This is a genomic window from Paenibacillus wuxiensis (assembly GCF_040195695.1).
Lineage (GTDB): Bacteria > Bacillota > Bacilli > Paenibacillales > Paenibacillaceae > Paenibacillus_B > Paenibacillus_B suaedae.
Genome location: NZ_JBEFZI010000008.1, coordinates 67494 through 81172, shown reverse-complemented (window position 1 = coordinate 81172; position 13679 = coordinate 67494). Strand labels below are relative to the sequence as shown.

Below are 13679 nucleotides of genomic sequence, written 5' to 3'. Positions count from 1 at the left end.
TTATAGACAAAGAAAAATATCCCAATCACAACGAGATGATTGCTTAATGGAGGGTGCCGGAGAGATGAGTGTGAAGGCCATCTTGCTAGGAGCAGGAGTGCGAGGAGCAGATGTATACGCACAGCATGCTTTGCAATTCCCAGAGGAATTAGAAATTGTCGCGGTTGCCGAACCGGACGAGGAGAGGCGGGCGGTGTTCGCGCGCGAGCATCATATTCAGGCGGAATATGTATTTTCGGATTGGAAGGAAGCACTGCAAGGGGCACGCTATGCGGATGCGGTGATGATCTGCACGCAGGATCGCATGCATTACGAAGCGACGATGATGGCACTGGAGCAGGGCTATCACGTGTTGTTGGAGAAGCCGATATCGCCTTCGGCTGAGGAATGCGTCGAGATTGAGGCGGCTGCGAGACGGTGCAACCGGATCGTTCTTGTATGCTATGTGCTGCGCTACACACCATTCTGGTCCTCTATCAAGCAGGTGATCGATGCAGGCAGCATCGGAAGGATCGTGAATATTCAGTTATGTGAAAATATAGGCTTCTCTCACATGGCCCATAGTTATGTACGTGGCCATTGGAGTAAGACGAGCGAGTCCAGTCCGATGATTTTAGCGAAGTCATGTCATGATTTAGATATCATTCTGTGGCTCATGCAGCAGGATTGCAGGCGGCTGACATCCTTCGGCTCGCTGTTCCATTTCAAGCGAGAGAATAAGCCGGCAAATGCGCCGCTCTATTGTACAGATGGCTGTCCACATGTTAATGAATGCTGCTATGCAGATTTGAGATATTACTTAGGAGAAGGTCGTCGTCGTGCGCTGCATTTCACGAAGGATCCCACGGATGAGCATATTCGGGACGTGATTCGCGAGACACCTTATGGGCGGTGTGTCTTCCAATGTGATAATGATGTCGTCGATCATCAGGTGGTCAATATGGAATTTCGCAACGGAGCGACGGCTTCCTTTACCTTGTCCGCCTTCACGCATGACAGCTCGCGAATGGTGCAAATATCAGGAACGAGCGGGGAAATACGTGGTAACCTAGAAAAGCAGACATTCACAGTATATGATTTTGTTGATGATACCTCACAAGAGATGCATGTCCATGATGAGGGTCGCGAAGGCTGTACGGCCATGATGCATGAATTTTGCCGTCTCGTATCGCAGCCGCATAATAGGAGCGACCCATCGGCTGTGCTGCGCGGCTCCGTGCAGAGCCACATGATGGCGTTCGCTGCCGAACGATCCCGATTGCATGACGGAATGCCTATGGACATTCAGGAGCTGACGCGATATTACCAGCAGATAGTCAGCAAGCCCTTGGTAGGTACATGTTCAGAGCGGTAATGTTCCAACGCTCACTCGATAAAAAAGAGAAGGGGCTCACCGACGTATGTAAAAATTACGTTCGGTGCAGCCCCTTGTTATTGTAGAACGATGATTCTGTCTTCCGCAACGTAAACCTGTAATTTCTGAGGATTACAGGTTTACAACTCTTTGCTTGTTCCTGCGGCCTTCACTGGAACGCGGTCACCACGCTGCGTCCTGAACGCCAACCCCATCGTTGCAAGCAGCAATATACCCGTGACCCAAAATACCATGTGGATGGAGAACACACCACTAATCGCTCCCCCAACGAGTGGGCCGAGCATTCCGCCAAATTGATTCGCGGTCTGATTCAAGCTGAAGGCGCGTCCACGGAAATCACTGTCTGTTGTCTGCACCACGAGTCCGTTCAATGCTGGGAACACAGCGCAGAAGAAGATGCCATATGTAAAGCGGATAATCGAGAACCACCATATATTTTGAAACGGAATTTGAGCGAGCGTACCGATACCGCCCGCGAGCAGGCCGATCAGAAGAACCTTCTGGAAGCCGATGCGGTCGGCAAGCTTACCCCATCTTGCTGCGAACAGAATACTTGCAACGCCAACAAGCGAGAACACAAATCCAGCTACTAATGAGGCGTCCTTCGCGGAATGCCCGATCTCTACAATGTAGAGAGGCAGAACAGGCTCAATCGTCATGACCGAGAATTGGGTCAATAGCGACAGCAGAAGTACGATCATAAACGGACGATTTACGGATGCGATCCGAATGGTATTGACGATCGAACTGCTGTCCTTCGTTGGAACGAAGTTCTCTTCTTTTACCCAGAAGATGACGAGCAATGTTGCAATCAAACACAAGATGCCTGCACATGCGAACGTCAGACGGCTGTCGAACAGCTTCGATAAAATGCCGCCGAGGAGCGGCCCCATTATTGTACCGGTTGCGGTGGCGGTTGCCATCATCGACAAGGCATAGCCGACCTTTTTTTCAGGTGTACTGGTGCCAACAAGGGCAATCGATCCGGGGATGAAGCCTGTGAGCAGGCCTTGCAATATACGGATTGTTAATAGCTGGTACTGATTCGAAACGAAGGCTAGCATAATATAAGTTACGAATAGTACAATTCCGGCCCGGATAATCATTGGTTTGCGTCCATACTTGTCGCCAATCGCTCCCCAGAACGGAGAAGAAATGGCGCCGGCGAAAAATACGCTGCTGAACAAAATCCCCGACCACAGCTCAATATGATCCTTTACACCAATTTGAATCAAGAAGAGCGGCAGGAATGGGACGACCATGGAAAAGCTTGATGAGACGATAAATGTACCAAACCATAGAATCCATAAATTTTTCTTCCATGTTTCCATTGGACTTTCACTCCTGTAGTTGTTTTCAGCAAGAGAGCGATTCCTTCGGAGTGTGTTGTTCCTAGAATCTCGTTTCTATTTGCCTACTTACTTTAGCAATAAACTATTATACACGACCCGCCTATGAAAAGCTTCCAACGTTTGCATATGCAAACTCGCTGTATCGTATGCGGTGACATGCCGAATGGACAGCATATCCTCTCATAATGGGCATATGATCGAAGAGTTGACGACTGAATAGGGGGGCGTATAGAAGGGACAGATTGTCTTCCTATCTTGAACCTATTCATCTGCTGTATCCCGTAGGCGCCTAGCGATATATCAGCCAAGTGTCTATCACTGTCGGCAGCGAAAGAAGCAAAGAGAGCGCCCGCGTAATTTGCGGGCGCTCTACTTCGTAATGGTATAGTATACGTAGCGTTCGCGAATCACACTATAGACTACAGGCGAAGTGCGGCTAAATCGAAAGCAGGCACGAGACCTTCCTTCGCTGCGCGGCCAAGCAGTGCTTCGACTGCAGCATAGCCGTCTTCACCTAAGTTTCTAGTAAATTCATTCACGTACAGGTTAATATGGGCATCCGTTACTTCAGGCGACATCTCCTGTGCATGAGCTAGGACGTATTCACGCGATGCTTCCGGGTGTGCCCATGCATATTCGACTGATGCGCGTGCCCAGCCGGCGATTGCGTTCACATTAAGCGTGCGGCGGGCGATTATGGCACCGAGTGGAATCGGCAGGCCGGTATCCGCTTCCCACCACTTACCCAGATCGGCAAGCATTGTGAGACCGTAAGACGGATATGTGAAGCGAGCTTCATGAATAACTAGCCCTGCATCAATGTGGCCATCTCGAACGGCCGGCATGATCTGATGGAACGGCATGACGACAATCTCTCCGACCCCGCCTGGCACATTCTGTGCAGCCCACAACCGGAACAATAGATAGGCTGTAGATCGTTCACTGGGCACTGCGACACGTCGGCCAGACAAGCTGGATGGGTCAGCTGGGGTCGAAGCCGATTCCTTCGTCAATACAAGCGGTCCGCAGCCACGGCCAAGCGCTCCCCCACATGGCAGCAGGGCATACTCAGACAGTACCCAAGGCAATGCTGCGAATGAAATCTTGAGCACATCTAACCCGTTTCCGCTCGCTGCAAGGTGGTTCGTGATATCAATATCTGCATATGTTACATCTAACTCCGGGGCACCCGGTATAAGTCCATGCGCCCAAGCATGGAAGACAAACGTATCGTTCGGACATGGGGAATAGGCGATTTTCATGATTACAGCACCTCCACTAAAACTGCGCTGGCAGCTTCCAATGCATCCAGCGCTTCTTGAATCCGCCAAGCGGCACGATTGCGCGGGCCGACGGCATTCGATATCGCGCGTAGCTCCAGTACGGGCAGACCGAAATCCTGCGCCGCGGTGGCTACGCCATAGCCTTCCATGGCTTCAACGGCTGCTCCAGGCACACGTTCTGCCATTTGGGCTGCGGTTGCAGCTGTGCCTGTCACGGTTGCAACCGTGAGCACGGGGCCGGAACGTGCTGGCAGATTCGCTGCTTGCAGTGCTGTCGCTACTTGAGCGACAAGCCCAGCATCGACAGGAATGCGAGCAGAGCCGAAGCCAAGCTCGTCCAGACTGGAGAATCCCTCTGGGGTCTCCGCACCTAAATCTGCGGCAATGATGTCGCTTGCGACGACCAATGATCCAATCTCAGCTTGTCCGGGAAATCCCCCGCCGATACCGGCACAGATGACAAGCCGATAGTTGGATGAACCCTCATTTGCAAGCTTCCGAGCCGTCCGGGCTGCGGCCGCTGCGACACCCACGCCACCGAGAATGACGTCATATTGAGGATGATGCTGAAGACCGCGCAATAAGGCATCCCGCTCTGCTGCGACAGAAGTCACAATTAGAATGCGGCCCTCTGTTGGCTGTTCGGCGGCTTCAGCTGCACTAATGACAGTTGAAACCGCTGCTGAGGCATCCTTCATTTCCTTCATCATGTTGGTCGCTCCTTTATGATACAAGACAAGCGTTTCACACACACCGTCTATCGCATCGGAAAAATTATATATCGATTTACTTCCTTCAAATTATCTTCTTCCTCAATTTCTGTAAAGAGGGGATTTATTGTGTAAAGGGGATAATCTATGCTTGCTTCTTATCTTATGTTTATACTAACATATCATAGGATGGTTTATGAATAGAAGCATTTACGATTACCAAGTGAGCTCAGGATCGTGAACAGGTTTCCGCAGTGGAAGCAGCGGTTTAGCAGATCAATATCGGTTATGATATTGTTGGGCATGGAATGACTGATGCAGATAGATGGACTCAAAAGCAGGCAGATGATTGTTCAGAAGGAGTTGATTAGAAGTGGTCTCAAATCGTTGGAGTGAGCAACATGAAGTATCATCTGATAACTGTGATTACAAGCGCGATTGTCGCTTGTCGACATTAATGGAGTGGATGCAGCGGGCAGGTGATTCCCATCTTGCATCGCATGATGTATCCATGGACGAATTGGTAGGCAGCGGCATGGCTTGGATGCTGTTGACCGTGGATTTGGAACTGATGAGAATGCCGAAGTACGGAGATGTACTTCAGTTGGATACATGGCATAAGGGAGCGAGAGGCGTTCAATGGCTGCGTGATTATGTGGTCTACGATGCAGAGCATCAGCAAATTGCTCAATCCCGCACGACATGGGCACTTGTTGATCTGAATAAGCGGCGTATTCTTCGGGCATCCGCATTTCCTTATGATGTTCCTGTCAATAATGAGGATTCTGTGGGGGAGATGCCTGAGAAGGTTGCCATACCAGAAGAATCTTCTCTTCGCCTTGCTTATACCCTCCACGTAAGACAGAGCAGTATTGATATGAACGGCCATTTGAATAATGCCAGATTTGCTGATATATGCTTGGATGCGATGACGCTAGAGGAATTGGAACGAGGTGTGTCGCGCTTCCGAATTACGTACCATAAGGAAATCATTCTCGGGGATCAAGTAGATGTATACCGTTCTACTGGTGAAGCGATGCATGCAGATGATCGCCGCTGCTTTATTCGTGGACAAGCTTCGGATGGCAGTACGTTGTTCGATGCTGAAGTTGTTTATCGAGAAGAATAGCTGCTGGATAGATGGTGCCGGGATTGGGGAGCGCTAACGTTGCGCTCCTCTTCTCTGTGACAATGACATTAATCGTCAGAATGATCGGATTACGTCGGCTAATTGACATAATTGTCGAAAAAAGACATCGTCCTCAAAAGGATGATATGATACTATATTCCTGAAATTGGATTTTTTCGCCTGGGAGAGTGCAGAAATTGAAAAAAATAATAACAGCAGTTCTAGGGATAGCCTTAACTTTTACATTCATTACACCACATGGGCAAGCTCACGCAGATGCAAGTTCATATGGGGTTATGGATACGAAGGCGTACCGTACTTACGTCCCGATACGCTATTTGAGCGATAAGCTGCACTATCAAGTGACATGGGAGCCTACGAGTAAGCGCATAGAGGTGGTAAGCGACGATAATTATCTGGAGATGACATTAGGTACAACGCAGGCATATGTCAACGGAATGAATACGGAGTTGGAAGCAGCCCCATTCCGAGCAGGGGGGACGACTTATGTTCCAGTTCGGTTCGTCAGCGAAGCAATGAACCTGTCTATGGAATGGGACAAGAACGGATCGCTTGTCCATTTTTGGAATGGGGACAGTCATGTTCGCTTGCCTATTGTCTCGAAGCAGCGGATCAACCAAACATCGTCAATTGAGAAGAGCTGGCGAGCATTCAAGGTCGGGAACAAGCGGGTGACGACCACGATGCTGACCATAAATCTGCTGCATCCTCATATACGTCTCGGCGTAGGAGTGGGTTACGGAGGAGAGGGCTCGGTCGATAACCTCAAGCATATGGCAAAGCGTAATTATGCAATCGCTGCGATAAATGGGGGCTACTTTGATGCCTATTCCAATTCGAAGGTGAAGGTCCCGTATGGCTATGTAGTTAGAAACGGAAAAATGATACATAACGGCTCTGGCGATAAACGAAGTGTGCTTCTGTTCACGAAAGATAATCAAGTAGAGATGATCCCGGGGCCATCGTTCATAGATCGATTCCAAGAAGGGGATGTGTACGGAGCTTTGCAGGTAGGGCCGCGTCTTATTACAGACGGCAAGATTACCGTTAATCTGAAGGGCGAAGGCTTTAAAGATCCGAAAATATTGAAGCACAGCAGCATACGCAGTGCGGTTGGTATAACAAAGGACTACAAGCTAATGATCTTGACTACATCCAGCGCTACGATTCCAGAGCTTGCTAAAGTGATGAAGCAGGCTGGCGCTTATCAGGCGATGAATTTGGATGGCGGAGCATCAAGTGGCCTTTATTACAATGGAAGATATATGACATACCCTGGGCGGAACATTAGCAATGCGCTGCTCATTTTTAAATAAAAGAAGTACTGAAAAACAGCCGCAAGTTGCTATATTAGCAGATTGCGGCTGTTACTCTATCTATGAATCAATCTACCTTGGCTCCGTATGCTCTAGCAAATGCAACGGCTTGAATCATATCTATTCGGACTTTGGTAAGTTCCAGTGCTTTGAAGTTCACTCCGTTCATCTCAGCTCCCCGCAAATCTGCACCAGCCAATTTGGTTTTGGTGAGATTTGTACGGGTTAGATCGGCATCCCGTAGGTCAGCCTTCTCCAGCTTGCTTTCAGTCAGGTCTGCCTCCATGAAGCGAACACCACGCAAGTTCTGCCTCGTTAAGTTCGCATGGCGCATATTCGTATACGACCAATCTCCTCCGATAATCGTTATGCCATCCCATAATACATTGGTGAAATCCGTCCCTACCATTTTGCATTCTGCAAATTTGGCCGCGAATAAATTCACTCCTGTGAACCGGCAATTCGTAAATGCACTGTGCGTGTGTGTAGAGCCATTGAGCACGGCTCCGGTGAAATCACAGTCAATAAATTGACAGCTTGTTGTCACTGCTCCATCCAGTTGTGCACCTCGAAAGCGGCAGGAGGTAAACGTGCAATTGCGCAGCTCAGACTCGCTCCAATTGACATAGCTAAAGTCGTTGCCGTCGTACTGTTCTTCTATATAAGTTGTCATAGGATACTCCTTTGTAGATTTCATACGATATCGTTCATCTGTTCCAGTAGTTATCGTAACAAGGAAATCTACCTGATTGCAATGATGCAAATATTACGAGGGGACGCCACGAAAAAATACATTTCGACATTCTTTTTTCGACAGTCATCTCGCTATTGTTTGTATATACTTTCTCTATGTCTTTTCCCATCCATAGATCGACACAGAAGTAGCATGAACAGGTATTTTCAACAAGATCCATGAAGATTATTATATTTTATGGAGACGCATATTAGAAATGGTTCAATTTCCAGATTCTAAGCAGGATTTTACATATTTTTGTTGAAGTATTGCCCATATTGGATATGGAATGATCCTTGAATACATACAGGGGTGTGAAATGGGATTTAAAAACTGGTTCACGCGAGGTATTTTCATAGGCCTCATTATATTGGTTATTGGAGCTATAACATCGCCTTCTCTATTATCCACACAACCAGAACCCACTAAAATAACGATTACCCAATGGGATGTAATATGGGAAAAGCAGCAAAGTGCATGGAAGGACATTGTAAGGAGAACAGAGGGATGGGAGACAATTGATCTTCAATCAAGCGTCCCCCTAAAGCCACAAGGAAGCCAATCTGCATGGTATCGAATTTCTCTCCCGCCTGTGCATTGGGATCAACCCGGGTTATACATAAGTATGTTATATGGATTTGAAGTAGATGTATACTCGGATGAAGGTAGAAAGCTGTACCACTCTGCACGTGATTATGGATCTGACGTATATCAAATTCTTGTGCCGATCAGACCATCCTCTAATAGTCAACATGTATATATCCATACGGCTACAACGGTAGAACGAATTGGAATCCAAAAATCAATCATCATCGGCAATTACCAAGAAATCATTCAAGATTATGCGAATCAAGGGCTCATAGATATTTTACTAGGTAGTTCATTGGTGTTTATCGCCATTGTAATGCTTATTTGCGTCTTTTCCCTTCGTAATATTGACGTGCCCAGTTGGTTATCTCTTAATATCGTAATAATGGCTGTTGGTATTATCATGATTACGAACTCTAAGTTTATTCATACTTATTTCGGCGAATATGGGAAACTGACTGTCATCTTATTTGACATCGCCATGCAAGCCCTTTCCCCAGCACTAACTTATTATTTCGAGCAAATTACTGGGCCCGGACCATTCTCAATTACATTGAAAATCAGGAAGTTTCAAGTTGTTTACTCTATACTCATGCTTGTGTGCCTGTTTATAAATATATTATCTAATAATCAGTTCTATGGTTTTTTTTACTTTATAACCGTCAAAGTGTATGCAGTCCTAATTGTCGGGCAATTGTGCTTGCTGACGGGGCTTTCTATCGTATACGCTATCCGAAAAAATGTGGACGCGATATTGTTTGCAATTGGCTTTACTGTTTTTGCTATTGTGACATTAGGAGAATTAGTTTGGTTTCTGCTTCATTCTGGCCAGTATGAACTTACCATTTGGAAATGGGGAGTTATTGCCTTTATCATTGCCTTCATCATGATTATGGGCAGAAGAATCGTTGCGACGCATGAACAGGTTATTCAATATTCCAAGGAGCTTGAAATGTACAACGGCAAGCTGCAGCATTCCGAAAAGATGCACATCATCAGCGAACTTGCAGCCTCTGTAGCCCATGAGGTGCGCAATCCGCTTCAGGTAACGAGAGGATTCCTTCAGTTGATGAAGAATCACTCGAATGACAAAGAAAAGGAATACGTGAAGCTTGCATTAACTGAGCTTGATCGTGCATCCGAAATTATTACTGATTTCCTCACTTTTGCGAAGCCAGAGCTCGAGGATGTCGTGATTCTTAATGTTGGGGAGGAGCTTAGGCAGATTGAGGGGATACTTATGCCGCTTGCAAATATGCAGGGTGGTGTTATCGAATTGGAAGTAGAGTCAAATTTATTGATTTACGGCAACTCATCCAAGTTCAAGCAAGTCTTTATCAATCTGATCAAGAATAGCATCGAAGCACTGCAGGATGGCGGTATGATCCGAATAGCAGGGTATGAAGAAAGAGGGGGTATCATGATCTGTGTTCAGGATGATGGTGTAGGGATGGATCAGGAGGAGATAGCACGCCTTGGCGAGCCTTATTTTTCGAATAAGACGAAGGGAACTGGGCTAGGGTTGATGGTCACCTTCCGCATCGTTGAAGTTATGCAGGGAAGCATCCATTTTCACAGTGAGAAGGGGAAAGGGACAGAGGCGATAGTGCGCTTTCCTTCTGCACTGGAACAGCCACCTATTACGCTTCATAGTGGTACTTAGACGATTATACAATAGTGAGAAGGGGCATTCCACAAGTCATAGCCTGACGAGGGAAAGCCCCTTTTTAGAGGGAGATTATTTACCAAACGAAACGGCGAACGCCTTCTGCAGGGAGTGTCTCTGCTGGATTTGGAGGTATGACGAGGACGAAGCGATCTTTTGTTTCTTCCTGAGTCGTTAGTTCAACATGGTCAGGAATCGAAATGCCTAGTACTTCTTTAATGGCAGCCTTCGGATCTTTGAGCAAGCGCTCCTTAAATGAAGGATCTTCCCAGGCCTTGTGAATGATTTGATTTTTGAAAAGTTGCTCCGTAGTTACCATGTGCACCCCTCCGTATATGGAATGAACTACACAGATAATGTAACACTTTGCCTGTTTTCTGAACTACTACTTTGTTACCGAATTCGACAACCAATACGACAATCCGCCCATCATCAGCACTTCACGCTGCTGTCGAATATGGTCGGCTTCTTCGACAAGAATCTTTGCTAGTGAACGGTTGAACTCTACAAGTTGAGGGGACGCTTCCGGCATGCCATCCAGCTTGGCTTGAAGTTTCAAAGCTTCTTGACCAAAGGAAGCGAGGATGTCGGATACGGTAATGGCATGTCGAACGAGTTCCTCGGTAAGTGGTTTATCTGTCGGAATCTGTTGAATAAAACGAATCCACGCCAGCAGACAATTATAGCTTCCATCTTGTAGATCTGTCTGCCAATCTGCCCAGTCATCGGTCATCTGCAAACAAACAAGCACAGTATCAACGGCCTCGTTTACATGCGGGAGCTTATCCTCCATACCCGTTAAGAAGAGCGCGCCGCTACTAGACAGCTTGACGAGGGCTGACTTGTGAGCGACCTTGAGGCGATCCGTCATAAATACATCCTGCTCACGCTCGCTTGTGACGCCATGAACCCACTCCCATGTGTACTGCCTGAAGCTGTCCCATAACGGGGACTGGGGAGGGAACATCTGTCTATAGATGTCGAGCAATTCGATATAGCATAGATTACCCAAGGCAAGCTGCTCGGCCTTATTATCGCAATCATTATCCATGACATCATCTTGGATAAAGTAATAGAGCATGCCGAATATGCTTGCAAGCGCCAGGCGGTGGCAATGCGCTGTCGAGAGTCCAGTCATGTCCTGCATCCAATAAGGGAGGCAGTAGCATATATAATTATTTGTGCTTCGATCGTTACTGGGATTGAATTTCTCTATATAGCGCAATCCTGCGTCATTCAGCGGGGCTGGGAATGCCTCGATGATACACTCGGCATCTTGAAAGACCTGTTCAATCTCGGAGCGGAACGGTTCATACCAATGCATAGTATCCCTTCTTCCTATGTGATTGATGTTGCAACTCTGATATGTATGGTGTTCGGACATGATGAGAAAACTGGCAGGCATGTGCAGCGTTTGTGAGTAGGATGGTAGCAGAATGAAAGCATAAGAGCTAGGTGTGAGTGCGGAACTGACACAGAAGATGCAGATGTTGATAGGATATCTTGAATAGGAAGTAGGAAGCTAGGAAGTTGAGATCAGTTACCACCAGTATAGAGGAAGATTGGATACATCGACAAGAACATTGCTGACTATTAGGAAGAAGTCCAACTGGAGAAGTCTGCCTACAAAAATCTATCTACAAAAGTCTGTCTACCAAAGTCTGTCTACCAAAGTCACATCTCGCTTTGCTCATTTCGTTTCTACCTCGTCGCTCTCTTAGAGCTATTAGGGAACGGGATCTCAATCCGGGAAAAGGGACGCAACCTACATGAAGCCATTCCGTATTGGTATAGAAATAAACGGTTTAATCTAATGCGGAGACGGAGAGATCAAGAGGAATGGGAGAATCGAGAGACGAGCTTCAACAGATGCTGCAAGCGATAGAGGAATGGGAACGCGAGCAGAAGGACTTATCCATATTCGAGAAGATAGGACGGCTGCCATTCGCGCTGCTGGATCGCTTCACTCCCAAGGGGATACAGAATAAGATTGCTGAATTGCTAGATGAGTTGGGAGGCTATCTCCATACAGGAGGAAGCTACCTCGTCCAGAAGAAAAGCATATTACAAAAGCTTCGTGCAAAGTGGGCAGAAGAAGATCCTGTTTCCCTGGCGGCCTCTACTGCGCAGGGGAATCCACTGGATCTGTTGGCTGTGAAGCAGATGCCTCTAGCTCTGAGCAACACAGTTGCGGATTCGGTACGGGAATCCAATAAGAAGGTAGCATTTGCTCAAGGGGCAACGACGGGATTTGGCGGCATATTTACATTAGCGGTGGATATACCTGCGGTTCTTGGGATCGCACTTAAGGTGCTTCAGGAGACGGCGATCTGCTACGGCTTCGATCCGGATGATCCCAGAGAGCGGCTCTTTATTGTGAAGTGTATGCAGTTCACGATGTCCGACATTGTGGGCAAGCAGGCGGTGCTGCAAGACATTGGCGACTACGACAACCCGGATAGACTTCGAGACTCGGTGTCTGAAGTACAGGGATGGCGGGAGACGATGGTGTCCTTTACCGATAATTTTGGTTGGAAGAAGCTATTCCAATCCGTGCCGGTTATCGGCATGATATTCGGTTCGTTCATGAACCGCTCTATGATTCATGACATGGCAGAGACAGCGCAGATGCTATACCGTAAGCGGGCAGTGCTGGAACGTCTCAATGCGCTGGATGACTGCTGTTAAGCGCTAGTTGCAGATATTCTTGCTGCCCCTTCGCACCGATCCTTAATCCTATGGCAAGCGGCTTAAAGGGGCAGTGGTTAGATGTAATGAATTCGGCCCAGCGGCAGCGGCCTGCGGCACAATTCACGTAAAGCAGGCCGCGGACCAGAGAGGCCAATGATGGAGCTCTAGGACATGATTCGCTTCTGTCCCTCTAGTGCTCGAATCTCGCTTACATTTTGCGTAAATTCTAACGTCCCCATATATTCCCCCGACTCGTCCCGAACAGCGAAATAGCGAAAATAGACGAACTTATCCTTGAATGGGATCCAGAAATCCTCGACATCATTTTTTCGCGATTATTAATAAGTTCGCTCATCGTAAGTCTCCTTTGTCACTGAGATTCATTATCAATAAGTCAATGCATGCTTAGATGATAGCAAAGAACAATACGGGACGATTTGATTGAGATCACATTTTGCTTTGCATAATTTCTGACGCATTTCCTTAAACGAATTGCATTTCCGTACCCGATCTTGGAACAGTACGGCTTATTTGTGCTGGCTAGGCACTTCATGTGTGTGTGTGGATAGGTGTGTTCCCATTTTGTAAAGAAGAGTGAGGAAGCATAGATGTTAAGTGTGTAAAAATATGGTTTGTTAATGGCAACTATTTCAATTACTATTTATGTATGGATATACACAGTGCGATGTAGAAATGAAGTGCATATCAAGTAGAGAAGTGCCGTATGCAGGCGGGCCCACATGCGGCTGATGAAGAGTCAGTCGATGCCGACATGGCCCAGTGCACGGCGCTGGTTAAACGAATATGAGACGGGA

The 13679-nt window shown here is 47.3% G+C and carries 11 protein-coding genes and 1 pseudogene; 5 read left to right on the top strand and 7 right to left on the bottom strand.

Annotated features, from left to right (window positions below; translation table 11 throughout):
* The first annotated feature begins 64 nt into the window (after window positions 1–64).
* Window positions 65–1354: a Gfo/Idh/MocA family protein gene (locus ABN764_RS19195; protein ID WP_446672767.1), complete on the top strand. Its 1290-nt coding sequence runs from the start codon at window positions 65–67 to the stop codon at window positions 1352–1354.
* A gap of 140 nt (window positions 1355–1494) precedes the next feature.
* Here the strand turns inward: ABN764_RS19195 and ABN764_RS19190 are convergent, their stop codons facing one another.
* From ABN764_RS19190 to ABN764_RS19180, 3 genes are all read right to left on the bottom strand, one after another.
* The gene (locus ABN764_RS19190) at window positions 1495–2706 is read right to left on the bottom strand and encodes an MFS transporter (protein WP_446672766.1); all 1212 of its coding nucleotides are present in this window, start codon (window positions 2704–2706) and stop codon (window positions 1495–1497) included.
* 440 nt (window positions 2707–3146) lie between these two features.
* Window positions 3147–3989 carry a 1,4-dihydroxy-6-naphtoate synthase gene (locus ABN764_RS19185; protein WP_072730132.1) on the bottom strand — a complete coding sequence of 281 codons (843 nt, stop codon included), beginning with the start codon at window positions 3987–3989 and terminating at the stop codon, window positions 3147–3149.
* Between the two features lie 2 nt (window positions 3990–3991).
* Window positions 3992–4717, bottom strand: a complete 726-nt coding sequence (locus ABN764_RS19180) for a futalosine hydrolase (RefSeq protein WP_446672950.1) — start codon at window positions 4715–4717, stop codon at window positions 3992–3994.
* A gap of 376 nt (window positions 4718–5093) precedes the next feature.
* Here ABN764_RS19180 and ABN764_RS19175 point away from each other — a divergent pair, with 376 nt between their 5' ends.
* Both ABN764_RS19175 and ABN764_RS19170 read left to right on the top strand, forming a co-directional pair.
* Entirely contained in the window at window positions 5094–5849 is a 756-nt protein-coding gene (locus tag ABN764_RS19175; RefSeq protein WP_446672765.1) for an acyl-[acyl-carrier-protein] thioesterase, read from the top strand.
* Window positions 5850–6037: 188 nt separating this feature from the next.
* Window positions 6038–7186 (top strand): phosphodiester glycosidase family protein, encoded by a 1149-nt coding sequence (locus ABN764_RS19170; protein ID WP_227774817.1) that lies wholly within the window; start codon window positions 6038–6040, stop codon window positions 7184–7186.
* Between the two features lie 67 nt (window positions 7187–7253).
* Here ABN764_RS19170 and ABN764_RS19165 read toward each other — a convergent pair whose 3' ends face one another.
* The gene (locus ABN764_RS19165) at window positions 7254–7859 is read right to left on the bottom strand and encodes a pentapeptide repeat-containing protein (protein WP_021255331.1); all 606 of its coding nucleotides are present in this window, start codon (window positions 7857–7859) and stop codon (window positions 7254–7256) included.
* A gap of 379 nt (window positions 7860–8238) precedes the next feature.
* Here ABN764_RS19165 and ABN764_RS19160 point away from each other — a divergent pair, with 379 nt between their 5' ends.
* Window positions 8239–10170 (top strand): ATP-binding protein, encoded by a 1932-nt coding sequence (locus ABN764_RS19160; RefSeq protein ID WP_446672764.1) that lies wholly within the window; start codon window positions 8239–8241, stop codon window positions 10168–10170.
* A 79-nt stretch (window positions 10171–10249) separates the two neighbouring features.
* Here the strand turns inward: ABN764_RS19160 and ABN764_RS19155 are convergent, their stop codons facing one another.
* Window positions 10250–10492, bottom strand: coding sequence for an NHLP leader peptide family RiPP precursor (locus tag ABN764_RS19155; protein WP_021255329.1), 243 nt, complete (start codon window positions 10490–10492; stop codon window positions 10250–10252).
* A gap of 66 nt (window positions 10493–10558) precedes the next feature.
* Window positions 10559–11497: a hypothetical protein gene (locus tag ABN764_RS19150; RefSeq protein WP_446672763.1), complete on the bottom strand. Its 939-nt coding sequence runs from the start codon at window positions 11495–11497 to the stop codon at window positions 10559–10561.
* A 515-nt stretch (window positions 11498–12012) separates the two neighbouring features.
* Here ABN764_RS19150 and ABN764_RS19145 point away from each other — a divergent pair.
* Complete coding sequence (locus ABN764_RS19145) at window positions 12013–12861, top strand: EcsC family protein (RefSeq protein ID WP_268625088.1); 849 nt, start codon at window positions 12013–12015, stop codon at window positions 12859–12861.
* A gap of 167 nt (window positions 12862–13028) precedes the next feature.
* Here ABN764_RS19145 and ABN764_RS19140 read toward each other — a convergent pair.
* Window positions 13029–13193: pseudogene (locus ABN764_RS19140) on the bottom strand (PAS domain-containing protein); the annotation flags it as partial.
* Window positions 13194–13679: the final 486 nt, after the last annotated feature.

Coding starts and splice junctions, on each gene's coding strand:
- ABN764_RS19195 (WP_446672767.1), top strand. CDS start 65: ATGAGTGTGAAGGCCATCTTGCTAGGAGCAGGAGTGCGAGGAGCAGAT.
- ABN764_RS19190 (WP_446672766.1), bottom strand. CDS start 2,706: ATGGAAACATGGAAGAAAAATTTATGGATTCTATGGTTTGGTACATTT.
- ABN764_RS19185 (WP_072730132.1), bottom strand. CDS start 3,989: ATGAAAATCGCCTATTCCCCATGTCCGAACGATACGTTTGTCTTCCAT.
- ABN764_RS19180 (WP_446672950.1), bottom strand. CDS start 4,717: ATGAAGGAAATGAAGGATGCCTCAGCAGCGGTTTCAACTGTCATTAGT.
- ABN764_RS19165 (WP_021255331.1), bottom strand. CDS start 7,859: ATGACAACTTATATAGAAGAACAGTACGACGGCAACGACTTTAGCTAT.
- ABN764_RS19160 (WP_446672764.1), top strand. CDS start 8,239: ATGGGATTTAAAAACTGGTTCACGCGAGGTATTTTCATAGGCCTCATT.
- ABN764_RS19155 (WP_021255329.1), bottom strand. CDS start 10,492: ATGGTAACTACGGAGCAACTTTTCAAAAATCAAATCATTCACAAGGCC.
- ABN764_RS19150 (WP_446672763.1), bottom strand. CDS start 11,497: ATGCATTGGTATGAACCGTTCCGCTCCGAGATTGAACAGGTCTTTCAA.
- ABN764_RS19145 (WP_268625088.1), top strand. CDS start 12,013: ATGGGAGAATCGAGAGACGAGCTTCAACAGATGCTGCAAGCGATAGAG.